The sequence below is a fragment of the Oricola indica genome, assembly GCF_965227485.1.
In the GTDB taxonomy this organism is placed as follows: Bacteria; Pseudomonadota; Alphaproteobacteria; order Rhizobiales; family Rhizobiaceae; genus Oricola; species Oricola indica.
On sequence record NZ_OZ245747.1, the window covers coordinates 2,296,807 to 2,318,908 of the forward strand.

At 63.7% G+C, this 22,102-nt stretch carries 21 protein-coding genes; 18 read left to right on the forward strand and 3 right to left on the reverse strand.

The genetic code is table 11. The features are described 5' to 3' along the window. Nucleotides 1-20 precede the first annotated feature (20 nt). Both ACQK2M_RS11550 and ACQK2M_RS11555 read left to right on the forward strand, forming a co-directional pair. On the forward strand, nucleotides 21-1,094 hold the full coding sequence (locus ACQK2M_RS11550; protein ID WP_425417934.1) for a dipeptidase: 1,074 nt from the start codon (nucleotides 21-23) through the stop codon (nucleotides 1,092-1,094). A 159-nt stretch (nucleotides 1,095-1,253) separates the two neighbouring features. Further along, nucleotides 1,254-3,647, forward strand: a complete 2,394-nt coding sequence (locus ACQK2M_RS11555) for a methyl-accepting chemotaxis protein (RefSeq protein ID WP_425417935.1) — start codon at nucleotides 1,254-1,256, stop codon at nucleotides 3,645-3,647. Nucleotides 3,648-3,649: 2 nt separating this feature from the next. Here ACQK2M_RS11555 and ggt read toward each other — a convergent pair whose 3' ends face one another. Further along, nucleotides 3,650-5,452, reverse strand: a complete 1,803-nt coding sequence (gene ggt / locus ACQK2M_RS11560) for a gamma-glutamyltransferase (RefSeq protein WP_425417936.1) — start codon at nucleotides 5,450-5,452, stop codon at nucleotides 3,650-3,652. Between the two features lie 108 nt (nucleotides 5,453-5,560). On the opposite strand from ggt, the gene ACQK2M_RS11565 reads away from it, so the two are divergent. From ACQK2M_RS11565 to ACQK2M_RS11580, 4 genes are all read left to right on the forward strand, one after another. Continuing rightward, entirely contained in the window at nucleotides 5,561-6,724 is a 1,164-nt protein-coding gene (locus ACQK2M_RS11565) for an isovaleryl-CoA dehydrogenase (RefSeq protein WP_425417937.1), read from the forward strand. Further along, nucleotides 6,721-7,194, forward strand: coding sequence for a lysozyme inhibitor LprI family protein (locus ACQK2M_RS11570; protein ID WP_425417938.1), 474 nt, complete (start codon nucleotides 6,721-6,723; stop codon nucleotides 7,192-7,194). Before ACQK2M_RS11565 ends, ACQK2M_RS11570 begins: the two co-directional genes overlap by 4 nt. A gap of 13 nt (nucleotides 7,195-7,207) precedes the next feature. Continuing rightward, complete coding sequence (locus ACQK2M_RS11575) at nucleotides 7,208-7,936, forward strand: flavodoxin family protein (protein WP_425417939.1); 729 nt, start codon at nucleotides 7,208-7,210, stop codon at nucleotides 7,934-7,936. Nucleotides 7,937-8,029: 93 nt separating this feature from the next. Further along, nucleotides 8,030-9,637, forward strand: a complete 1,608-nt coding sequence (locus tag ACQK2M_RS11580; protein WP_425417940.1) for a carboxyl transferase domain-containing protein — start codon at nucleotides 8,030-8,032, stop codon at nucleotides 9,635-9,637. On the opposite strand, the gene ACQK2M_RS11585 is transcribed toward ACQK2M_RS11580, so the two are convergent. Beyond that, a complete protein-coding gene (locus ACQK2M_RS11585; protein ID WP_425417941.1) occupies nucleotides 9,627-10,820 on the reverse strand; it encodes a glycosyltransferase family 87 protein in 1,194 nt (397 codons plus the stop codon). The two genes, ACQK2M_RS11580 and ACQK2M_RS11585, sit on opposite strands and share 11 nt — an antisense overlap. A gap of 147 nt (nucleotides 10,821-10,967) precedes the next feature. Here ACQK2M_RS11585 and ACQK2M_RS11590 point away from each other — a divergent pair, with 147 nt between their 5' ends. From ACQK2M_RS11590 to ACQK2M_RS11610, 5 genes are all read left to right on the forward strand, one after another. After that, on the forward strand, nucleotides 10,968-11,489 hold the full coding sequence (locus tag ACQK2M_RS11590) for an O-acetyl-ADP-ribose deacetylase (protein WP_223475305.1): 522 nt from the start codon (nucleotides 10,968-10,970) through the stop codon (nucleotides 11,487-11,489). A gap of 68 nt (nucleotides 11,490-11,557) precedes the next feature. Beyond that, nucleotides 11,558-13,546 (forward strand): acetyl/propionyl/methylcrotonyl-CoA carboxylase subunit alpha, encoded by a 1,989-nt coding sequence (locus tag ACQK2M_RS11595; RefSeq protein ID WP_425417942.1) that lies wholly within the window; start codon nucleotides 11,558-11,560, stop codon nucleotides 13,544-13,546. After that, the gene (locus ACQK2M_RS11600; protein ID WP_425417943.1) at nucleotides 13,543-14,217 is read left to right on the forward strand and encodes a glutathione S-transferase family protein; all 675 of its coding nucleotides are present in this window, start codon (nucleotides 13,543-13,545) and stop codon (nucleotides 14,215-14,217) included. Before ACQK2M_RS11595 ends, ACQK2M_RS11600 begins: the two co-directional genes overlap by 4 nt. Beyond that, nucleotides 14,199-15,080: a hydroxymethylglutaryl-CoA lyase gene (locus tag ACQK2M_RS11605; protein ID WP_425417944.1), complete on the forward strand. Its 882-nt coding sequence runs from the start codon at nucleotides 14,199-14,201 to the stop codon at nucleotides 15,078-15,080. Before ACQK2M_RS11600 ends, ACQK2M_RS11605 begins: the two co-directional genes overlap by 19 nt. 4 nt (nucleotides 15,081-15,084) lie before the next feature. Next, on the forward strand, nucleotides 15,085-15,873 hold the full coding sequence (locus ACQK2M_RS11610) for a crotonase/enoyl-CoA hydratase family protein (protein ID WP_425417945.1): 789 nt from the start codon (nucleotides 15,085-15,087) through the stop codon (nucleotides 15,871-15,873). Between the two features lies 1 nt (nucleotide 15,874). Here the strand turns inward: ACQK2M_RS11610 and phnF are convergent, their stop codons facing one another. After that, entirely contained in the window at nucleotides 15,875-16,621 is a 747-nt protein-coding gene (gene phnF / locus ACQK2M_RS11615) for a phosphonate metabolism transcriptional regulator PhnF (RefSeq protein ID WP_425417946.1), read from the reverse strand. 110 nt (nucleotides 16,622-16,731) lie between these two features. On the opposite strand from phnF, the gene phnG reads away from it, so the two are divergent. Genes phnG through ACQK2M_RS11650 form a run of 7 tightly spaced genes read left to right on the forward strand, consistent with a single transcriptional unit; the run spans nucleotide 16,732 to nucleotide 21,909 of the window. Continuing rightward, nucleotides 16,732-17,190, forward strand: coding sequence for a phosphonate C-P lyase system protein PhnG (gene phnG / locus ACQK2M_RS11620; RefSeq protein ID WP_425417947.1), 459 nt, complete (start codon nucleotides 16,732-16,734; stop codon nucleotides 17,188-17,190). Next, on the forward strand, nucleotides 17,190-17,798 hold the full coding sequence (gene phnH, locus ACQK2M_RS11625) for a phosphonate C-P lyase system protein PhnH (protein WP_425417948.1): 609 nt from the start codon (nucleotides 17,190-17,192) through the stop codon (nucleotides 17,796-17,798). The genes phnG and phnH overlap by 1 nt, the downstream gene beginning before the upstream one ends. Nucleotides 17,799-17,800: 2 nt before the next feature. Next, nucleotides 17,801-18,904, forward strand: a complete 1,104-nt coding sequence (locus ACQK2M_RS11630) for a carbon-phosphorus lyase complex subunit PhnI (RefSeq protein WP_425417949.1) — start codon at nucleotides 17,801-17,803, stop codon at nucleotides 18,902-18,904. Beyond that, complete coding sequence (locus ACQK2M_RS11635; protein WP_425417950.1) at nucleotides 18,901-19,803, forward strand: alpha-D-ribose 1-methylphosphonate 5-phosphate C-P-lyase PhnJ; 903 nt, start codon at nucleotides 18,901-18,903, stop codon at nucleotides 19,801-19,803. Before ACQK2M_RS11630 ends, ACQK2M_RS11635 begins: the two co-directional genes overlap by 4 nt. Further along, nucleotides 19,800-20,576, forward strand: a complete 777-nt coding sequence (gene phnK, locus ACQK2M_RS11640) for a phosphonate C-P lyase system protein PhnK (RefSeq protein WP_425417951.1) — start codon at nucleotides 19,800-19,802, stop codon at nucleotides 20,574-20,576. Before ACQK2M_RS11635 ends, phnK begins: the two co-directional genes overlap by 4 nt. A 14-nt stretch (nucleotides 20,577-20,590) precedes the next feature. After that, nucleotides 20,591-21,295 carry a phosphonate C-P lyase system protein PhnL gene (phnL, locus tag ACQK2M_RS11645; protein ID WP_425417952.1) on the forward strand — a complete coding sequence of 235 codons (705 nt, stop codon included), beginning with the start codon at nucleotides 20,591-20,593 and terminating at the stop codon, nucleotides 21,293-21,295. Next, nucleotides 21,292-21,909: a DapH/DapD/GlmU-related protein gene (locus ACQK2M_RS11650; protein WP_425417953.1), complete on the forward strand. Its 618-nt coding sequence runs from the start codon at nucleotides 21,292-21,294 to the stop codon at nucleotides 21,907-21,909. The genes phnL and ACQK2M_RS11650 overlap by 4 nt, the downstream gene beginning before the upstream one ends. Nucleotides 21,910-22,102: the final 193 nt, after the last annotated feature.

A 22,102-nucleotide genomic window follows, 5' to 3' on the forward strand; every position in this document is an offset into this window, starting at 1 on the left:
CCGGTCAGTTTCTCCGAGCGTTGATCGTGTCAAACCGGATTTCCTTCTTCGACGGCCACAATGATTTCCTTGTTCGCCTGATGATGGCGGAGACGCCGCGCGCCGATGTCTGGCGCGGACCGCGCGAGAAGGGCCATCTGGACCTCGCCCGGATGCGCGAGGGCGGTTTTGCCGGCGGGCTGTTTGCAATCTTCGTGCCGTCACCCGCCAAGGGGCCGCGCCGCGATCTCGCCACGCAGATGGCGGCCTCATCGCAGGGCGTTCCGCTGCCGCCGCTGATGACGCATGAGGCGGCGCAACCGGTCGCCCTCAAACAGGCAGGGCTGTTGCACTGGATGGCGCGCGAAGCGCCGGACGACTTCGCCGTCTGCCGTAGCGCGGGCGAAATTCGTGGCGCAATGGCCGAGGGCAAGATCGCCGGTGTCCTGCACATGGAGGGCGCGGAGCCCATCGGCGAAGACCTCGACGCGCTTTACCTGTTCCACGAGATGGGGTTGCGTTCGCTCGGGCCGGTCTGGAGCCGGCCGACCGTCTTCGGCCATGGTGTCCCGATGCGCTTTCCCGCCGATCCCGATATCGGCCCGGGGTTGACCGAGGCGGGCAAGGATCTCGTGCGCCTGTGCAACGAGCTTGGTATCCTGATCGACCTCTCGCACATGAACGAGGCGGGTTTTGACGATGTCGCCGCGCTGTCGGACGCACCGCTTGTGGCGACGCATTCCAATGCGCACAAGCTTTGCGCCTCGCCGCGCAACCTGACCGACCGGCAACTGGCGCGAATCCGCGAGACGGGCGGGCTCGTCGGGCTCAATTTCGCGACGTTCTACTTGCGCGAGGACGGCAAGTTCGACGCCGATATGGGCTGGGACGAGTTGCTCCGCCACGCCGACTACCTGATCGAGCATCTGGGTGAGGAGCATGTCGGCCTCGGGTCGGATTTCGACGGCTGCGTGGTGCCGAAACCGATCGGCGACGTCACCGGTGTGCAAGCGCTTTTTGGTGCGTTGCGCGAACACGGCTATGACGATGCACTTCTGGCCAAGCTCGCCCGTGACAACTGGCTTTCCTGCCTGGAACGCACGCTGGGGGCCTGAGCCCATATCGGAAAGTATCCGCTTACCAAAGGTTAACCGTGTCTTAAATGAGGCCCGGTAGTTTGCCCAATCACCATGGCTCTAGGCCGTGCGGGTATGACACCCGCAGACCCCCGCCGGTTCGGCATGTCTTCCTGCTCAGGACCGGAGTTCGTTTCTATGCTGATTTCGCGCAAATTGCCGCTTGCCGCGGCTGTTCTCACAGTTGTCTCCATCGGTGTTGCCAGTTCCGCCAGCCTGCTTATCGCATCGGGAACCGTGCGCCAGGAGGCGCAGGCGAAGCTGAATGCGGTCGCAGACGGCCGCCGCAACGAACTCGAGGTGCATTTGCGCGGCGTGTTGCACGACCTGCGCACGCAGGCGTCTTCGAAGAACACGTTGTCTGCTCTGAACTCGTTCATCGCGGCGTGGAACGTCTCCGGCGACGCGGCGCAGGAGGAGATGCAACGCCGCTATATAACCGACAATCCCAATGGTGTCGGCGAGAAGGACCTTCTCGATAATGCCGGCAATGGCGATGCCTATGACGCGGTCCACAATCTGTTCCATCCGTCCCTGCGCGAGCGCCAGCACGAGTTCGGATATTCGGACATCTTCCTGTTCGATCTGGACGGCAATCTTGTCTACTCGGTTTCCAAGCAGGCGGACTACGCCACCAACCTCCTGACCGGAGAATGGAAGGATACGGGCCTCGGCACGGTCTATTCAAAGGCGGCCGGGGCGGAGGCGCCGGGAGATTTCGCCTTCGCCGATTTCGCGGCCTACGCGCCCGCGCAGGGTGAGCCGGCGAGCTTCGTGGCGGCTCCGGTCATGGACAACGGCAACAAGATCGGCGTTATCGCCTTCGAACTGCCCGTCGATCTCATTCGCAATGTTCTGGAGAACGTGACCGGTCTGGGCGAAACCGGCGAGACCGTGCTGCTGAACCGCGACGGCGTGTTCATTTCGGACGCCATGCACACGGACGAGAACGAGGCGTTGACGCAGAAACTGGATATTCCAGGCCTTGCGGCGCTTGGATATGACGGCGTGCTGAATGCGGAGATTCAGGGCTATCGCGACATGACGGCCGATCTGTCGATCGCGAAGGCCGATTTCATGGATTCGGGGTGGTCCGTCGCGGCGATCATCGACCGCGCCGAGGTCATGCAGGGCGTGACGTCGATGCGCAATGCGGTGCTCGCGGCGGCGCTCGTTCTTCTTCTCGGAGCGCTGGCGTTCAGCACATGGTTTTCGCGCACGCTGAGCCGACCGATCGGTGCGCTGGTTGGGGAGATGAAGCGGCTCGCCGACGGCGACACCGCGATCGAACTCGACGGACAGGACCGGCACGACGAAATCGGCGACATGGTCCGTTCGGTCGCTGTTTTCCGCGACGCGGCGGTCGAAAAGCAGCAGCTGGAATCCGAAGCCGAGGCCAATCGCTCGATGTCCGAAAAGGAACGTGCCGAGCGCGAGGCGCAGAAGGCCGAAGAACAGCGCCGCATGAAAGAGGCCGTCGATGCGCTCGGAGGCGGTTTGTCGCGTCTGGCCGATGGCGATCTCGCCGTGTCGCTGGACGAGCCCTTCATGGAAAGCCTCGACGGTCTGCGGGTGAACTTCAACGCATCGGTCTCGAACCTCAACGATACGCTGCGGCGGATCCGCGAGAAGTCTGGCTCGATCGACAGCAATTCGGCCGAAGTGCGCTCCGCTGCCGACGAGTTGTCGCGACGCACCGAGCAGCAGGCCGCCGCGCTGGAGGAGACCTCCTCGACGCTCGAGGAAATCACAGCCACGATCAAGGAAACGGCGGGCAGCGCCAACGAGGCCGCCGACATCGCCAATTCGACCAAGGATCACTCCGATCGGTCGGCCGGTGTCGTCGCCAAGGCGGCGGATGCGATGAAGGGTATCGAATCCGCCAGCGTCGAGATCGCCAGCATCATCAACGTGATCGATGACATCGCGTTCCAGACCAATCTCCTGGCGCTCAACGCCGGTGTCGAGGCGGCACGGGCGGGCGAGGCCGGTCAGGGCTTTGCCGTGGTCGCTCAGGAGGTCCGCGAACTCGCGCAGCGCTCCGCCGCCGCCGCCAAGGAGATCAGGGGCCTGATCACCCGGTCGGGAAGCGAGGTGAAGAACGGCGTCGAACTGGTCGGGGCCGTCGCCATGGCACTCTCCGAGATTACGCAGAACGTCACCGACATCAACGACCGTATCGGCGGCATAGCCCGCGCGACCAAGGAACAGCTTGCCGGTGTCGAGGGTATCAATGCCGCGGTCGGCCAGATCGATCAGGTTACACAGAAGAACGCCGCGATGGTCGAGGAGACCACCGCCGTCGCGCACAATCTCGCCGGAGATGTCTCCGAGCTATCCGGGATGATCGGCGCGTTCACGCTGTCCGGGGTATCGAAAAGCGCGTTTGTACCCGCGGAGGCCACCGACAGAACGACGCCGCCGGCGGAATCGCCGGCGCGCAAGCTCGCCAAGTCGGTGTCGAACGCGTTCGGCTTCAAGGGCAATGCGGCGCTGGCGCAGGGCGCCGACGCCGACTGGGACGAGTTCTGACCTCACTCGCCGAGCGCGATGCCCTCGCGGCGCGGGTCCGCGCCGCCTTTCAGGCCGTCAGGTCCGATGGAAATCGCGTGCAGTCCGGAATTGAGTTCGCGGACCGAAACCTTGTAGCCGAGCCCTTCCAGGGCTGGCTGCAACGTCGCGATATCGGTGCCTTCCTCGAGATCGAAGGTGCCGAAGCGGTTTAGCGCATGCGGCATGGACACCGCCTGCTGGACATCCATGCCCCAGGTCAGATGCGCCAGGATTGCCTGCGCGACATAGCCGATGATGCGGCTGCCTCCCGGCGAACCGATGGCCAGAACGGGATTGCCCTCGTGCATGACGATGGTGGGGGACATCGAGGAGCGCGGCCGCTTGCCTGGCTCAACGCGGTTGGCGATGGGCTTGCCGTCGTCCTGCGTGGCGAATGAGAAGTCCGTCAGTTCGTTGTTGAGCAGGAAGCCATTGGTCATCAGGCGCGAGCCGAAGCCGTTCTCGATCGTCGTCGTCATCGACAGAACATTGCCTGCCGCATCGACGATGGAGATGTGGCTGGTCGACGGAAACTCGATCGACTGATCGTCTCCGAGCAGCATGGCGTGGTCGAAGGCGGGCATGCCGGGCTCGGCGCTCTCCAGCGCCTTGCCGGGATCCATGCGGTCGCCCTCGATCATGCCGGCGCGCTCTTCCAGATAGGCCGGATCGATGAGTCCTTTCACCGGCATCGGCACGAAATCGCTGTCGGCCATGTACCGGCCTCGATCCGCGAAGGCGAGACGCGATGCGTCGCCGATCATCCGCCAAGTGTCCGCGTCCTTCGGATCGTCGATGGCGAAATTTCCGACAATTCCGAGGATCTGACCGACCGTCAGCGCGCCGGAGGAGGGCGGTCCCATGCCGCAGACATCATATTGCAGGTAAGGTGCGCAGACGGCGTCGCGCTCCTTCACCGAATAGGTGGCGAAGTCCTTGAGCGAAAGGACGCCCGGATTGCCCTCGGCATTGCGAACCGTGTCGACGATGGCCTCGGCGATAGCGCCCGAATAGAAGGCGTCCGAGCCTCCTTCGGCGAATGTGCGCAGCGTGTCGGCATAGGCCGTGTTCTGGAGCCGCATACCGGCTTCGAGAGGGCGTCCGCCTGGCAGGAAATAGTTCGCCGTCGTGGCGAAACGCGACAAGCGGTCTGTGTCGGAGGCGACAAGGCTTGCCAGTCGCGGAGAGACCTCGAATCCCCGGTCGGCAAGCGCGATCGCGTCGGTGAAGAGGTCCGGCCATTCGGCCTTGCCCCAGCGCTTCCATGCTTCCTCCATCAGCATCGGCGTGCCCGGCGTGCCGACGGAACGGCCGCCGACGACCGCATCGAAGAATTTCAGCGGATCGCCGTTTTCGTCCTGAAACAGGGTCGGCGTGGCTTCCAGGGGGGCGGTTTCGCGGCCGTCCAGGGTCGTGACCTCGCCGGATTTCGCGTCGTACCAGACAAGGAAGGCGCCCCCGCCCATGCCCGACGATTGGGGTTCGACAAGGCCGAGGACGGACTGGACCGCGACCATGGCGTCGGCGGCCGAGCCGCCATTCGCAAGGACCTTCGCACCGGCCTCGACTGCCAGCGGATTGGCGGCGGCGACCATCCAATTCTTCGCTTCGACCGGCTTGCCTGCGGCCTTTGCATCCTGCGCGTCGCGGATCTTCTCGGAGGTGACGGAGATGAACCCCGTGGCTGCGCCTTCGGGCGCGACGGCGTCGGCCGCCTCCTGGGCGTGAACCGGGAATGAATGCACAAGCGCGAGTGCGGTAGCAGCGGCGAAAGTTTTTCTCATCGGGGATCTCCTTCCAGTCGCGACACTACGCCCCCCGAAATGTGACTTTGGCAAGGCTTGCCTTTGGCCGCTTGCGGTATGCAAATGGCGTGACAGGGAGGACTGGCAATGTTCGATCACACGATGCGTTTCGGATTGGGCGAGGAGATCGAGGCGCTGCGCGAGATGGTGCGCCGCTTCGCCGCCGAGGAGATCGCGCCGCGCGCTGCCGAAATCGATGCGAGCAACGATTTTCCGATGGATCTGTGGGAAAAGATGGGTGCGCTCGGCCTGCACGGCATCACGGTGCCCGAGGAGGATGGCGGCGCGGCGATGGGCTATCTCGCCCATTGCGTCGCGGTCGAGGAGATCAGCCGGGCGTCGGCCTCGGTCGGGCTTTCCTACGGCGCGCATTCCAATCTCTGCGTCAACCAGTTGCGCCGCTGGGGCACGCCAGAGCAGAAGGCGAAATACCTGCCGAAGCTGATTTCCGGTGAGCATGTCGGTTCGCTGGCGATGAGCGAGCCCGGCGCGGGCTCCGATGTCGTGTCGATGAAGCTGAGGGCCGAGAAGCGAAACGACCGTTATGTGCTCAACGGCAACAAGATGTGGATAACCAACGGGCCGGATGCCTCGACGCTGATCGTCTACGCCAAGACCGATCCCGACGCGGGTTCACGCGGAATCACCGCATTTCTGATCGAAAAGGAGATGGCGGGTTTTTCCACGGCGCAGAAGCTCGACAAGCTCGGCATGCGCGGCTCCAACACATGCGAACTGGTCTTCGAGGATTGCGAGGTGCCGTTCGAGAACGTGCTCGGGGAGGAGGGCAAGGGCGTCAATGTGCTGATGTCCGGGCTCGACTACGAACGCGTGGTGCTGGCGGCCGGGCCGGTCGGCATCATGGCCGCCGCGCTCGATGTCGTGGTGCCCTATGTCCACGAGCGCGAGCAGTTCGGCAAACCGATCGGTACCTTCCAGCTCATGCAGGGCAAGCTCGCCGATATGTATACGACGATGAATGCGTGCCGCGCCTATGTCTACGCCGTGGCGGCGGCTTGCGATCGGGGCGAGACAAGCCGGCAGGATTCCGCCGGCTGCATTCTCTATGCGGCCGAGAAGGCGACGCAGGTGGCGCTCGACGCGATCCAGTGCCTCGGCGGAAACGGCTATATCAACGATTACCCAACCGGCCGGCTGCTGCGCGACGCGAAGCTCTACGAGATCGGCGCGGGGACCAGCGAAATCCGGCGCATGCTGATTGGGCGTGAGCTCTTCGAGGAGACGAAGTGAGGCGGCTGGTTTTCCTCGCCTTCTTCTTTGTCGCGCCGGCAGCGGCGGAGGACGCCGAGAGTCTCGATATCGGGCAGATCGAAAGCTGCTTGAGCCGGGCAGGCGGCGATGTTTCGATGACGGCTCATGAGTGCATCGGAGCAGTCTCCGAAGATTGCGGCCGTGCCGAAGGTCCCGGGAGCGCCGCCGATTGCATGCTTCGCGAGGCGGATGCCTGGATGCGCGTCGGCGAAGGCAGGCTGGATGTCCTCCGCGCCCGGTCCAAGCCGGATATTGTCGCCGAAACGGAGGCAGCCCAAGCGGCATGGGCGACCTATCGGGACGCGCAATGCAACGCCACCGGCGCTTTCTTCTACCAATATTCCGGTTCCGCCTCCGCTGAATGGCAGGCTGCGTGTCTGCGGGACTTGGCGGCGGAACGCACTATCCTTCTTGATGACTGGGCCATGCGCTCGGAGGATTTCGAATGAGAAGGAGCCGAAAATGGCCGGAGACAATTTCAACGGGATAAAGGCGCTGTTCATCAACTGCACGCTGAAATCGAGTGCGCAGGGCCAATCGCACACCGAGACGCTGATGCGCGACTCGATGGCGATCATGGAGGCGAACGGGGTCGAGGTTTCCTATTTGCGCGCCGCCGATCACGCCGTCGCATTCGGGGTCTATCCGGATATGCGCGAGCATGGCGCAAAGGTCGATGACTGGCCGGAGGTTTTCTGGCCCAAGGTGGCGGAAGCCGACATCCTCGTCATCGGGACGCCACTTTGGCTCGGCGAGGAGAGTTCGATCTGTCGCGTCATCATTGAGCGGCTCTATGCCCATTCCGGCCAGCGCAACGACAAGGGCCAGTACATCTTCTACGGCAAGACCGGCGGTTGCATCGTCACCGGCAACGAGGACGGCATCAAGCATGCGGCGATGACCTGCCAATACGCGATGGCGCATGTCGGCTACACGATCCCGCCGCAGGCCGATTGCGGCTGGATCGGCGAGGCAGGGCCGGGACCGTCCTACGGCGACGAGATGGAGGATGGCGGTCGCGCCGGTTTCGACAACGACTTCACGAAGCGCAACCTGACCTTCATGACCTGGAACCTGATGCACGTGGCGAAGATGCTCGCTGACGCGGGCGGTATTCCGGCGGAGGGCAATTCGGTCCCCGAATGGAATGACGGCCGGCGGTTCGACCATCCCAATCCCGAGTATCGATGAGTCGGCTTTGCTGATCGTTCGTGTCATTTTCCGGGCTAGCCGTCGGCTGGCGGCGCCTGCTAAAGCGGAGAAAACCGGGGGAAGATAACTGCCATGACCGTCATCCAGTCCACCGTCGCCCATGCGTCGCCGGAATTCGCCGCCAACCGCGCGGCGATGGAAGCGCAGTATGAGGCGATCGCGGCGGAGGCGGCGCGGATCATGCGCGGTGGCTCGGAAGCCTCGCGCGAACGTCACGTCAAGCGCGGAAAGCTTCTGCCGCGCGACCGGCTCGCCGGGTTGATCGATCCGGGTTCTCCCTTCCTGGAGGTCGGGCTTTTCGCGGCGAGCGGCGTCTATGAGGACGACATTCCCTCGGCTGGCGCGATCGCGGGAATCGGCCGTATCGCCGGTCGTGACTGCATGATCCTCGTCAACGACGCCACGGTGAAGGGTGGCACCTATTTTCCCCTGACGGTCAAGAAGCATCTGCGCGCCCAGGAAATCGCCGAGGAGAACAGGCTGCCCTGCATCTACCTGGTCGATAGCGGCGGCGCGAACCTTCCGAACCAGGATGAGGTCTTCCCCGACAAGGACCATTTCGGCCGTATCTTCTTCAACCAGGCGCGCATGAGCGCGAAGGGTATCGCGCAGATCGCCGTGGTCATGGGGTCGTGCACGGCGGGCGGCGCCTATGTGCCGGCGATGAGCGACCAGACCATCATCGTGAAGAACCAGGGCACGATCTTCCTTGCCGGTCCGCCTCTGGTGAAGGAGGCGACAGGCGAGGTGGTCGATGCCGAGACCCTGGGCGGCGGCGACACGCATACGCGGCTGTCCGGCGTCGCCGATTATCTCGCGGAAAACGACGACCACGCGCTTGCGCTGGCGCGCGAGATCGTCGGCAATCTCGGTCCGGCGCCCGCGCCGTCGGTGGCGCTCGCCGCGCCGCGCGAACCGGCTTATCCGGCGGACGACATCATGGGTATCGTTCCGGCCGATACGAAAACGCCGTACGATGTTCGCGAAGTGATCGCGCGGATCGTGGACGGATCGGAGTTCTCCGAGTTCAAGCCGCGCTACGGCACGACACTGGTCACCGGCTTCGCCCATGTCGATGGCGTGCCGGTCGGAATCCTTGCGAATAATGGCGTGTTGTTTTCCGAAAGCTCGCTGAAGGGCGCGCATTTCATCGAGCTGTGCTGCCAGCGCAAAATCCCACTGCTCTTTCTGCAGAACATCACAGGCTTCATGGTCGGCTCGAAATACGAGGCCGGCGGCATCGCGCGAGATGGAGCGAAGCTGGTGGCGGCTGTCTCGACGGCGGCCGTACCGAAGGTGACCGTGATCATCGGCGGCTCCTATGGCGCCGGCAATTACGGCATGTGCGGCAGAGCCTATTCGCCGCGTTTCCTTTGGATGTGGCCGAATGCCCGCATCTCGGTAATGGGCGGGGCGCAGGCGGCAGGCGTGCTAGCCAATGTGCGCCGCGCGGGTATTGAGGCGAAGGGCGGCTCGTGGTCGGCGGAAGAGGAAGCGGAGTTCAAGCGGCCGACACTCGAAATGTTCGAACGCCAGTCGCACCCGCTCTACGCCTCGGCGCGGCTATGGGACGACGGCATCATCGATCCGCGCAAGACGCGCGACGTGGTTGCGCTGAGCCTGAGGGCGGCGCTCAACGCGCCGGTCGAGGAAACGACATTCGGCGTGTTCAGGATGTGACGCAGACGCGGGAACTGCTATCGATTTCCGAATCGGGCCTGCGCATGAATACTGCCAGTGCGACGGCGAGAAGCATCGTGGAAATCGTGTTGACCCCGTAAGCCTGCGCCGTCTTGAACACAGAGAGTACCGTCAGCAGCCCGATCGCGCCGAGCGCGGCGAACCCCATTTGACGAAACTTCGGCCGGTCGTCGTCCACAGTCCGCTGCACGAGGACCGTCAGCGGGAAGAGCAGCCAGACGAAATAGTAGGTACGCGCCAGAGGCGAGACGATCGTCATCAGGCAAATCAATATAGCTATCTCGTCGGCATACGCCCTCGGGGTCATGTGCCGTCGCGGGATCATGACCGCCACGAATGCAAGCCCCAGAAGGGCGGCCACGGCAAGCACGACGAGATTTGCCTGATCATAGCTGAGTTCGAACAGGTTCATGTAGGCGGGTTCGGAATCCTCAGAGACCGCGAAATAGTTGATCGGGCGGACGATGCGGTGCGTCAGGGCATAAATCGACGCGTTTTTCCACGACCAGTTCTGCGATTCCCGCTGGCCGAAACCGTCCTCCGAGCCGACCATCGCAATAGCCCATGTGTTCAATTCGTCGAGGTTCCGCTCGACACCCCGGATCGGAGAGGGAATCGCGACGAGGAAGACTACGAGAAAGATGGAAAGGCTGGCTGTCGCGCGCCAGTGCCTGCGCCAGATGAGATAGGGCAACACTGCAATCGGAAAGACCTTCACCGCCACGGCGAATGCGAAAGCCGCGCCGGACAGAACCGGCCGGTCACGCTGAAGGGCGTAGAAACCGATCAGCATGGCAAGGAGCAGGATGATATTGGGCTGGCCGAGATCGAAATTTTCGATCGCCAAGGGGGCGGTGATCAGTATGGGAACAAGATTGGCCCATTGCGGCGTCGAGCGATCGCCCTGGGCCAGCTTTTGCGAAAGGATAACCGCCATCCAGAGCACCAGCGAGTTCGCCAGGAGCAGCAAAAGATAGAAAGGTATCTTGCCGAATACAGTGATGGGCGCCAGCAGGATCGCTGCAAATGGCGTGTAAAGAAAGTCGGGCGAGTCGTAGAGCGGTCCACCGGAGATCACAGTCTGACCGACCCTGAACCAGAGCGGGAAGTCTTTGGTCTTTCCGTCGCCCAAAACCTCCGGAAAGATGACATACAGGGTCATGACAACGCATATTCCAACGATCAACATGTCGCGGGGGCGTCGCAGATCGGGGGCGAGTATACGAAACGTCATTTGGTGGAGCTTTCCGCGCGAGGCTTGTCGGTCCATACCGAAAGGTCGGGGGAGTCTCAAGCGGAGAAGGATCGCATGATGAGTGGAGCCGACCGTCTGTCCGTATACCAGGGCGACATTACGACGCTCACCGTCGATGCTATCGTCAACGCCGCCAATTCCTCACTTCTCGGCGGGGGTGGCGTGGACGGGGCGATCCACCGCGCGGCGGGGCCGGAGCTGCTCGCCGTATGCCGCACGCTCGGGGGTTGCCCGACAGGCGAGGCGAGGATCACCGGCGGTTACGATCTTCCGGCGCGGTTCGTCATCCACACTGTCGGTCCGGTCTGGCGCGGTGGCGATGAGGGGGAGGCGGAACTGCTTGCCGCCTGCTATCGCAATTCGATTCAACTCGCTGCCGCAAATGACTGCGTGACAATCGCTTTTCCGGCGATCTCGACCGGTGTCTACGGCTATCCGGCGGAGCCAGCGGCCCAGATCGCCGTGCGTACGGTTGCCGATGTGCTGGAGCATCACGTTTCCATCGAAAGCGTGACCTTTTGCTGTTTCAGCGCAGCCTCGGCCGATCTGCATCGCGCCGCGATCGCCCGGCTCTGACCGCAACCGGACACCGACGGATGAATTTGCGGCTTTGCTCCGCTCCGCCGGCACGATAAACCGACTGCATGAAACCGCCTTTCTCGAAGTTGCTTATCGCCAATCGCGGCGAAATCGCCTGCCGGATCATTGCGACGGCGCGCCGGCTCGGCGTGAAGACGGTGGCAGTCTTCTCGGATGCGGATGCGCGCGCGCTGCATGTCGAGCTGGCCGACGAAGCCGTGCGGATCGGGCCGGCACCGGCAACCGATAGCTATCTCGACGCGAATGCGATCATCGCGGCAGCGAAACGGACCGGCGCCGAGGCGATCCATCCGGGCTACGGCTTTCTTTCGGAAAACCCGGAATTTGTGGAGGCGGTCGAGGCGGCTGGGCTCGTCTTCGTCGGGCCTTCTGCGGATTCGATCCGCGCCATGGGCCTGAAGGACGCCGCCAAACGCCTGATGGAGAAAGCCGGCGTGCCGGTGGTGCCCGGCTATCACGGCGAAGCACAGGAGGTCGTCGTGCTGGCCGCCAAGGCCAATGAGATCGGCTATCCGGTGCTCATAAAGGCGCGTGCGGGCGGCGGCGGCAAAGGTATGCGCAAGGTCGACGATCAGAGGGCGTTCAAGGATGCGTTAGGGGCCGCGAAGCGGGAGGCGAAATCCGCCTTCGGCGACGACCGAGTCCTGGTCGAGAAATACGTCGCCACACCGCGCCATATCGAGGTGCAGGTCTTCGGCGACAGTCACGGCAATGTCGTCCATCTTTTCGAGCGCGACTGCTCGCTGCAGCGCCGCCACCAGAAAGTGATCGAGGAAGCGCCCGCGCCGGGCATGACCGATGACGTTCGCGCCGCGATGACCGAGGCGGCCGTCAAGGCAGCGCAGGCGATCAACTATTCGGGCGCCGGCACGATCGAGTTCATCGCCGACGGCTCGGGGCCGCTTCGGTCGGACGGCTTCTGGTTCATGGAAATGAACACGCGGCTGCAGGTCGAGCATCCGGTGACTGAAGCTATCACGGGACAGGACCTCGTCGAATGGCAACTGCGCGTAGCAGCGGGTGAGACACTGCCGCTTTCCCAGGGCGATATCGCGATCAGCGGACATGCATTCGAGGCGCGGCTTTATGCGGAAGACCCGGCGAACGGCTTCCTGCCGGCAACGGGGACGCTGCATCACCTGGCCTTCGACCAAAATGCGCGCAACGATGCCGGCGTGCGCTCCGGCGACGCGATCACCCCCTTCTACGATCCGATGATCGCCAAGGTGATCACCCACGGCGAAACGCGTGACGAGGCCCTTTCGAAACTCGGCACGGCACTGCGCGGAACGCATGTGGCGGGAACGGTGACCAATGCGGCGTTTCTCGCGACGCTGGCCTCACATGAAGGCTTTGCGCGGGGCGAGGTGGATACGGGCCTGATCGACCGGGAAAGTTCTGCACTGATCGTGTCCGAACCGCTGACCGAGGCCGCGATCGCGCTGGCTGCGGTGACGGCGCTTGAGCTCGATCCGGCCGCGCGCTTTGCCGGTTGGCGCTTGTGGGGCGACGCATCGCACCCCGTTCGTTTCATGCACGGGGGCGAGGAACTGAAGCGCCGGCTTCTCCTTCCAGGCGACGGTTCGGTCGTGCTTGAGGGGGGCGCAGAGACCGTGCGGCTGCGTGGCATCGTGCGCGAAGGCACGAAGGTTTCCGCGCGGACCGGGGCCACCGGAGCAATGATCGAGGCCAATATCGCAGTCTGGCGTGGGATCGAGGGCACGGAGATATCGATCCTGATGGACGGCGTGGCGCATGACCTGCTGATGCCCGACCCGCTTGCTGTCGCCGCGCATCACGGCGATCTTGGCGATGCGATACTCGCGCCGATGACGGGTATCGTGCGCGCGGTGACCGCGCGTGAAGGCGTCGCCGTGGACAAGGGCGACAAACTGGTCGTCCTGGAAGCGATGAAGATGGAGACAAGCCTGACCGCCCCGCGCGCCGGGCTGGTGGCGGAAATCTTCTGCGCCGAGGGCGAGACCGTGGATGGCGGCGCGGTTCTGCTGCGTTTCGAGGAGACCGGATCTTGATTCGGTTGCATCATTGCCATGAAACGCGGTCCATGCGGGTGCTGTGGCTGCTCAACGAACTCGGTGCGCCATTCGACCTTGTCGTCCATTCATTCGACAAGACATTGCGCAAGCCGGACTATCTGGCGGTGTCGCCCGCCGGGCGCGTTCCGGCGCTCGAAATCGACGGCGCCACCATGTTCGAGAGCGGCGCGATGATGGAATATCTGTGCGAGCGCTTTCCCGATGCCGGTCTGGGCCGTCTTCCGGGCGATCCCGAACGCGCCGAGTGGCTGACATGGCTGCATTTCGCGGAGACGATTAGCCAGCATACCGCCGCGCTGACGCAGCAGCATGTCGCGCTCTATGAGGACAGCATGCGGTCTCCGATCGTGATGAAGCTGGAGGCGGCGCGACTGAAGAAGTGTTTCGCGGCGATCGAGGCGCGTCTGTCCGAACCCGGCGCAAGGCGCGACTATCTGCTTTCCTCCGGTTTTTCCGCGGTGGATATAGCGGTCGGGCAGGCGGTCTTCATGGGGACGCATTACGCATCGCTGGACGATTTCCCGCATGTCGGAGACTGGTATGGCCGCATAACCGCGCGGCCGGCTTTCAAGGCGTCGCTTCCGAACGATGGTGATCCGAAGCTGTTCGACCGCGACTTCTATCCCGTATGGGAAGTGCCGGCGTGAGCCGCGCGCGCATCTACGAGGTCGGCCCGCGGGACGGGTTGCAGAATGAAAAGGCCGTGATCCCGACGGACAAGAAGATCGCGCTGATCGATCTTCTGTCCGACGCCGGGTTCGACAGGATCGAGGCGACGAGTTTCGTCTCGCCGAAATGGGTGCCTCAACTGGCCGACGCCGAGGCCGTTCTCGCCGGAATCAGGCGCAGGCCGGGTGTCACCTATGCAGCGCTGACGCCGAACCTCAAGGGATTCGAGCGCGCCGTCGCGGCGAAGGCAGACGAGGTGGCGATCTTCGGCGCGGCCTCGGAGACGTTCAGCCAGAAGAATATCAACTGTACCATCGCCGAAAGCTTGGAACGGTTCATGCCGATCATGGAGGCTGCCGAGCGCGCGGCCATTCCGGTGCGCGGCTATGTCTCCTGTGTTGTCGCTTGCCCCTATGAGGGCGCGATACTCCCGGAAGCGGTGCGCGACGTGGCGGCACGGCTGTTGGAAATGGGGTGCTACGAGATTTCGCTTGGCGACACGATCGGCCACGGTACGCCTGACACGGTCGGGGCCATGCTCGAGGCAGTGCTAGAGGCTGTTCCGGCCGACCGTCTTGCCGGTCATTTTCACGATACCAACAACCGGGCGCTCGACAATGTGTGGGCCAGCCTCGGTCTCGGACTCAGGACCTTCGACAGTGCCGTCGGCGGACTCGGCGGGTGTCCCTATGCGCCGGGCGCCAAGGGCAACGTCTCGACCACAGCGCTGGCTATTATGCTGGCGGCGGATGGCTGGGAGACCGGCATCGACATGGACAAGCTGGCGGCGGCGGAAGCTTATCTCGCGAAAGAGATCGCCACGGTGCCGGCGGGGGAGTGACGCGATGGGATACGAGACGATCCGGGTGGAAACGGATGCACGCGGAATCGCGACAGCCACGCTCGCCCGACCGGACAAGCACAATGCGATGAATGCTCGAATGATCGCTGAGCTGACAGCGGCGGCGGTGGAACTTGGCGGCGATGCCGCGATCCGCGCCATCATCCTCGCCGGCGAGGGGAAGACCTTCTGCGCCGGTGGCGATCTCGGCTGGATGCGCGAGCAGGCGGAAAAGGACCGCGCGGGCAAAATGGCGGAGGCGCGGGCGCTCGCGGGCATGCTCGGCGCATGGAACGCGCTTTCGAAGCCAGTGATCGCGCGCGTTCAGGGGGCTGCCTATGGCGGCGGCCTTGGGCTGATGGCCGTGTCGGATATCGTCGTTGCGGCGGATAATGCGAAATTCGCGCTGACCGAAACGCGTCTCGGGCTGATCCCCGCGACGATCGGGCCCTTTGTGGTCTCCAGGCTCGGCCCAGCTTTCTCACGACAGGTTTTCTTCAGCGCCAAGCCCTTTGGGCCGGATTTCGGATTGCGTAGCGGGCTGGTCGCACGGGTCGCGCCGGATGGGGAATTGGACGCCGCCGTGGAGGAAGAGGCGGCGGCTTTCCTTTCTTGCGCGCCGGGTGCCGTTGCCGACGCCAAGACGCTGGCGCGCAAGCTTGCCGGTCCCGATCCGGCGGAACAGGCGGATATGACCGCAAACGCGCTGGCGGAACGCTGGGAAACCGAGGAAGCACAGGCGGGTATTGCCGCGTTTTTCGCGAAGGAAACACCGCCCTGGCGAAAGGGGTAGGTCAGTCGGTCTCGATCTTCAGTTCCACCCGGTCGGCGGCGAAGCGCGTTTCCGAATACTGGATCGGGTTGCCGTCGGAGTCGGCGTTGACCGCGCGGGTGACCAGGACGATGGCGCCGGCCGACAGGCGCAACAGGTCGATATCCTCGCTGGAGGCGTGCCGCGCTTCGATGATAGTCGATTTGCGCACATAGTCCGTCACGCCGCAGGCGGCGAGCGCTTTGGTGATGGAAGCATGCTCTTCGAAGGCCGTGTCGATTCCGGCGAACCGGTTGGCGTCGAACCATGAGGTGGCGCGGGAGACCGGCACGCCATCCGCCTCGCTGACCGTATCGAGCCGAATGACCGGCGTATCCGGAGCGATATCGAGGTTTTCCGAAACCGTTTGCGATGCAGCGTCTTCGCCGCTTTGGAGCAGGCGCGTGCGCGTCGTGCCAGCCTGCGTTCCCAGACCGGCGGAAAAGCGCGTGCGTTTGGCGATCGGATAGCTCAGCCGCTTGCGGCGGCGGATGAAGGTGCCGCGACCCTGCTCGGAGCGCAGCACGCCTTCCTGCTCGAGCGCGGCGATAGCGGCGCGCACCGTGTGGCGATTGACGCCGTAGCGCCCTGCCAGTTCCATTTCCGGGGGGAGGCGGTCGTTCTTGGCAGCGCCTCCGGTGGCGATATCGGAGCGGATCAGATCCGCGATCTGGCGCCAAAGCGCCACGCCGGATTTCCGTTCGAGCAGTGCACCTGTCAAATCCTGCAATCCTTTTCGCGCATCCTGTCACACTCTTGTCACCGCAGACGGCTAGGTGTCTAATATGTTCAGTTGTCTATATCAATAGACAAATATAGATGCAAAACCGGACAATGAATATGATGACGGACAATTCGGTGCAGGAGACGCGCGCGCAAAGGCTGTCCGCGTTGGCGCTGGCCGACGGGAAGGATTTGCTGGCGCTGTGGAACGGGCTCGGGATCGACCCGGCCTGCGAGATGGTGCGCGGCCCAGAAACCGGACTGATCGCGCTGCGCGGGCGTATCGGCGGCGGAGGCTCTCCGTTCAATTTCGGCGAGGCGACCGCGACTCGCGCCACTGTGCGCCTGGACAATGGTACGGTCGGCCACGCCGTGACGCTGGGGCGCGACAGGCTCAAGGCCAAGCTGATCGCGATTCTCGACGCGCTCGCACAAGACAATGAAATGGCTTCGAAAATCGACGAGGAGATCGTTGCGCCGCTGACCGCCGCGCTGGCTGAACGCGATGCGAAGCGCAAGGCGGAGACGGCGGCGACAAAGGTCGATTTCTTCACCATGGTTCGCGGAGAAGACTGATGGCAACGGCACATATCGTCGAAGGCGGATTCGCCGATCCGGTTTTCGCGTCGCAATCGGTGTTTCGCGCCGTGATGGACGCGATGGCGCGACCGGGTACAGTACACCCGATCGATGCCGCCATCAGCCCGCCTGCGCCGCTGAACGCAGCCGCTGCGGCAGTGGCGCTGACACTGGCCGACGCGGACACGCCGGTCTGGCTCGAAGCGGAAATGGCGAAGAACGAGGCCGTTGCGGGCTGGCTCGCCTTCCATACGGGAGTGCCGCTCGCGCAGATGCCGTCCGATGCCGTTTTCGCGATTGCGTCCAACCCGGCACACCTGCCGCCGCTGACCGGCTTCGCGCTCGGTACGCAGGAGTATCCGGACCGTTCGACGACGGTAATCCTGCAGACGGCATCTTTGTCCGGTGGTCCGGTGCTGACGCTTTCCGGCCCCGGCATCAGGAAGACGAACAGCATCGCGCCGCGTCCATTGCCGGGCCATTTCGAGATGCAGTGGCAGGCGATCAACGAACTCTACCCGCGCGGGCTCGATCTCGTTCTCGCCGCACCGGATGCGATCGCCTGCCTGCCACGCACCACGCGGATCGGAAACGGGGAGGCGTAGCCATGTATGTCGCGGTCAAGGGCGGCGAGGCCGCCATTCGCAATGCGCACCGACTGCTCGCCGACCGGCGGCGCGGCGACCGTTCTCTGCCATCCGTGACGCTCGGCCAGATCGCCGAACAGCTTGCGTTGGCTTGCGACCGGGTGATGGCCGAAGGTTCGGTTTACGACCGGGAGCTCGCTGCGTTGGCGATCAAGCAGGCGCGGGGCGACCTGATCGAGGCGATCTTCCTGCTGCGCGCCTATCGTACGACGCTGCCGCGCTTCGGATATTCCGAGCCGATCGATACCGGCGCGATGCAGGTCGAGCGGCGCGTCTCGGCGACCTACAAGGATTTGCCGGGCGGCCAGATGCTCGGGCCGACCTTCGACTACACGCACCGATTGCTCGACCCTTCCCTTGCCGGCGACGATGCGCCGGACGACCCGGAAGCGCGCGAGGGCGACGGCGTTCCGGCGATGCGGGTGTCCGACATCCTGGTGCAGGAAGGGCTGATCGAAAGCGACGGCGAAACCAGTGGCGAGGAGATCGGCGACCTGACCCGCACGCCTATGGAATTTCCGATGGGCCGGGATACACGGCTGCAGGCGCTGGCGCGGGGCGACGAGGGGTTCCTGCTTGCGCTCGGCTACTCGACGCAGCGCGGCTATGCCCGCTCGCATCCCTTCGTCGGTGAAATCCGCATTGGCGAAGTGGAGGTCGAATACAAGATGCCTGAACTGGGTCTGACGGTCTCGCTCGGGCGCATCCGCGTTACCGAGTGCCAGATGGTCAACCAGTTCAAGGGATCGGCCAAGGCGCCGCCGCAATTCACGCGCGGCTACGGGCTGGTCTTCGGACAGTCGGAGCGCAAGGCGATGGCGATGGCCCTGTGTGACCGGGCGCTGCGGGCCGATGAACTCGGCGAGGACAAGTTCGCGCCGGCGCAGGACGAGGAATTCGTGATCTCGCATTCCGACAATGTGCAGGCGACGGGGTTCGTCGAGCATCTGAAGCTGCCGCACTATGTCGATTTTCAGGCCGAACTGGATCTGGTGCGCCGCATGCGGGGCGAACATGCACGCAAACAGAGCGGAGACGAGGCCATGCCGGAGGCGGCGGAATGACATTCGAGACCGAAATCGATGACGGATTGGCGAGTTACAATTTCGCCTATCTCGACGAGCAGACCAAGCGAATGATCCGGCGCGCGATCCTCAAGGGGATCGCCATTCCGGGTTACCAGGTGCCGTTCGCATCGCGCGAAATGCCGATGCCCTATGGCTGGGGCACCGGCGGCGTGCAGGTGACTGCCTCTATCATCGGGCCGGACGATACGCTCAAGGTCATCGACCAGGGCGCGGACGATACCACCAATGCTGTGTCGATACGTGCCTTCTTCGCAAAGGTTGCCGATGTCGAGACGACGACTAGGACCGGAGAGGCGACAATCATCCAGACGCGCCACCGGATCCCCGAGGAAAAACTCACGGAAGGCCAGATCCTCGTCTACCAGGTGCCGATCCCCGAACCTTTGCGGTTCCTCGAACCGCGCGAGACCGAAACGCGCAAGATGCACGCGCTTGCTGAATACGGGCTGATGCATGTGAAACTCTACGAGGATATCGCCCGCAACGGCCACATCGCCACCACCTATGCCTATCCGGTCAAGGTCGAAGGACGCTACGTGATGGACCCGTCGCCGACGCCGAAATTCGACAATCCGAAGATGCACATGTCGGATGCGCTGCAATTGTTCGGGGCGGGGCGCGAGAAGCGCATCTATGCCGTGCCGCCGCACACGAATGTCGTCAGCCTCGATTTCGAGGACTATCCGTTCGAGATCCAGACATTCGAGGAGCCGTGTGCGCTGTGCGGCGCGCAGGGCGTCTATCTCGACGAGGTGATTCTCGACGATCGGGGCGAGCGGATGTTCGTCTGTTCCGATACCGACTATTGCGAAGAGCGCCGAGCCGAGGGCCATCGCGGCCATCTCTCCGGCGAAGCGATGGAGGCGGCGGAATGAGGGACGAACCGCTCCTGCGCGTCAGCGGGGTTTCGAAGTTCTACGGCAGCCGGATCGGATGCCAGGATGTCAGCTTCGAATTGTGGCCGGGCGAGGTACTCGCGATCGTCGGCGAATCCGGCTCGGGCAAGACGACGCTGCTGAACTGCATCTCCACGCGCCTGATGCCGACCGCCGGCACCGTCAGCTATCGCATGCGCGACGGCCAGTTCCGCGATCTCTACCGGATGGGCGAGGCGGAACGGCGTTTCCTGATGCGCACCGACTGGGGTTTTGTGCACCAGAATCCAGCCGACGGATTGCGGATGAGCGTCTCGGCGGGCGCCAATGTGGGTGAGCGGCTGATGGCCGTTGGAGAGCGCCACTACGGGAACATTCGCGAGACGGCGGCCGACTGGCTCGGCCGCGTCGAGATTACCGAGGATCGCATCGACGACCAGCCGCGCTCCTTTTCGGGCGGCATGCGCCAGCGGCTGCAGATCGCGCGCAATCTCGTCACCGGGCCGCGTCTCGTCTTCATGGACGAGCCGACCGGCGGTCTCGACGTCTCGGTCCAGGCGCGCCTGCTCGACCTTCTGCGCGGTCTCGTCAACGATCTCGGCCTCGCGGTCGTTGTCGTCACCCACGATCTCGCGGTCGCCCGCCTGCTGTCGCATCGCATGATGGTGATGAAGGACGGGCAGGTGGTGGAGACCGGACTGACCGACCGGGTGCTGGACGATCCGCGCGCGCCCTACACGCAACTCCTCGTGTCCTCGATCCTGCAAGTCTGAGAAGGAGCGCAACGATGCCCACGCCTGTCGTCGTTTCCGATGTTTCAAAGAGCTTCGTCATGCATCTGCGCGGCGGGATCATTATCCCGGTGGTCGAGCATGTCGATTTCTCGCTGAAAGCCGGTGCGTGCGCCGTGCTTGGCGGTCCGTCGGGTGCCGGAAAAAGCTCCATCCTGAAGATGCTCTACGGCAACTATGGCGTCGAGCGCGGTCAGATCCTGATCAAGCACGCCGGTGACTACGTCGATCTTGCCAGCGCCGACCCGCGAACTGTCCTGGCGGTGCGGCGCGACACGATCGGCTATGTCAGCCAGTTCCTGCGCGTCGTGCCGCGAGTTTCCGCACTCGACGTCGCGGCCGAGCCGCTGGTCCAGCGAGGCGCCGATCCTCAGGCCGCGCGCGACCGGGCGGCAGAGCTGTTTTCGCGGCTGAACCTGCCTGAAACCTTGTGGGACCTGCCGCCAGCAACCTTCTCCGGCGGCGAGCAGCAGCGTGTGAACATCGCGCGCGGCTTCATCACGGATCACCCGGTTCTGCTCCTTGATGAACCGACGGCTTCGCTCGATGCGAAGAACCGGCAGGTGGTGATTGACATGATCTCGGAGAAGAAGGCGGCAAATGTCGCGCTTCTCGGCATTTTCCACGATCAGGATGTGCGCGACGAGGTTGCCGACGCGGTCATCGACGTGACGCAATTCGCGGCGGTGAAGGCGGCATGACTAGGCTCTCCGAAGAGCCGCTGGTTCACCCGACCGCCGAGGTGACTGGCTCGGCGCTCGGTCGCTATACCGAGATCGCCGAACGTTGCCGCGTGCACGAGACGGCACTCGGCGACTATTCATACATGATGCAGGATTGCAGCGCATGGTGCGCGCGGATCGGCAAGTTCGCCAATATTGCTTCGAATGTGCGTCTCAACGCCACCAACCATCCGACGTGGCGGCCGACGCTGCATCATTTCACCTATCGTGCGGGCGATTACTGGGCGGATGCCTCCAACGAGGAGCAGTTCTTCGAATGGCGGCGCGAGAACATGGTGACCGTCGGCCACGACACCTGGTTCGGCCACGGCTCGACCGTGCTTCCGGGTGTGACCATCGGCGACGGCGCGGCGATCGGGGCCGGGGCCGTCGTCTCGAAGGACGTGGCGCCCTACACGATCGTCGGCGGCGTGCCGGCGAGACCGATCCGCGAACGCTTTCCCAAAGCTATCGCCGAGCGACTTCAGACGCTGGCCTGGTGGGACTGGGAGCACGCGGCGCTGCGTGCTTCGCTGGACGATTTCCGGAGCCTCGATATCGAGGAATTTCTGGAAAAATACGAATCCGCCTGAACCATTTCCGCCGCGTAATTACATGATCCGCCGATTTTGTTGACAGTTGGATGACATCCGGCTGTGCCTCTGTCTGTCGATCTCCCGAAAAAGCCCGGAATGCCTCGAAAAAGGGCAGGGTGGATGTTCGTCCACAAGCGACCATACAGTGTCACGCAATTGATATCGAACTGACATTTTGCGGTGATCCAAG

Bases quoted from the DNA above. Each gene is read 5' to 3' on its own strand.
- ACQK2M_RS11605 (WP_425417944.1), top strand. From the start codon at position 14,199: ATGGGAAGTGCCGGCGTGAGCCGCGCGCGCATCTACGAGGTCGGCCCG.
- ACQK2M_RS11595 (WP_425417942.1), top strand. From the start codon at position 11,558: ATGAAACCGCCTTTCTCGAAGTTGCTTATCGCCAATCGCGGCGAAATC.
- ggt (WP_425417936.1), bottom strand. From the start codon at position 5,452: ATGAGAAAAACTTTCGCCGCTGCTACCGCACTCGCGCTTGTGCATTCA.
- ACQK2M_RS11650 (WP_425417953.1), top strand. From the start codon at position 21,292: ATGACTAGGCTCTCCGAAGAGCCGCTGGTTCACCCGACCGCCGAGGTG.
- ACQK2M_RS11580 (WP_425417940.1), top strand. From the start codon at position 8,030: ATGACCGTCATCCAGTCCACCGTCGCCCATGCGTCGCCGGAATTCGCC.
- phnH (WP_425417948.1), top strand. From the start codon at position 17,190: ATGGCAACGGCACATATCGTCGAAGGCGGATTCGCCGATCCGGTTTTC.
- phnK (WP_425417951.1), top strand. From the start codon at position 19,800: ATGAGGGACGAACCGCTCCTGCGCGTCAGCGGGGTTTCGAAGTTCTAC.
- phnG (WP_425417947.1), top strand. From the start codon at position 16,732: ATGATGACGGACAATTCGGTGCAGGAGACGCGCGCGCAAAGGCTGTCC.
- ACQK2M_RS11630 (WP_425417949.1), top strand. From the start codon at position 17,801: ATGTATGTCGCGGTCAAGGGCGGCGAGGCCGCCATTCGCAATGCGCAC.
- ACQK2M_RS11635 (WP_425417950.1), top strand. From the start codon at position 18,901: ATGACATTCGAGACCGAAATCGATGACGGATTGGCGAGTTACAATTTC.
- ACQK2M_RS11565 (WP_425417937.1), top strand. From the start codon at position 5,561: ATGTTCGATCACACGATGCGTTTCGGATTGGGCGAGGAGATCGAGGCG.
- phnL (WP_425417952.1), top strand. From the start codon at position 20,591: ATGCCCACGCCTGTCGTCGTTTCCGATGTTTCAAAGAGCTTCGTCATG.
- ACQK2M_RS11610 (WP_425417945.1), top strand. From the start codon at position 15,085: ATGGGATACGAGACGATCCGGGTGGAAACGGATGCACGCGGAATCGCG.
- ACQK2M_RS11575 (WP_425417939.1), top strand. From the start codon at position 7,208: ATGGCCGGAGACAATTTCAACGGGATAAAGGCGCTGTTCATCAACTGC.
- ACQK2M_RS11585 (WP_425417941.1), bottom strand. From the start codon at position 10,820: ATGACCCTGTATGTCATCTTTCCGGAGGTTTTGGGCGACGGAAAGACC.
- ACQK2M_RS11555 (WP_425417935.1), top strand. From the start codon at position 1,254: ATGCTGATTTCGCGCAAATTGCCGCTTGCCGCGGCTGTTCTCACAGTT.
- ACQK2M_RS11590 (WP_223475305.1), top strand. From the start codon at position 10,968: ATGATGAGTGGAGCCGACCGTCTGTCCGTATACCAGGGCGACATTACG.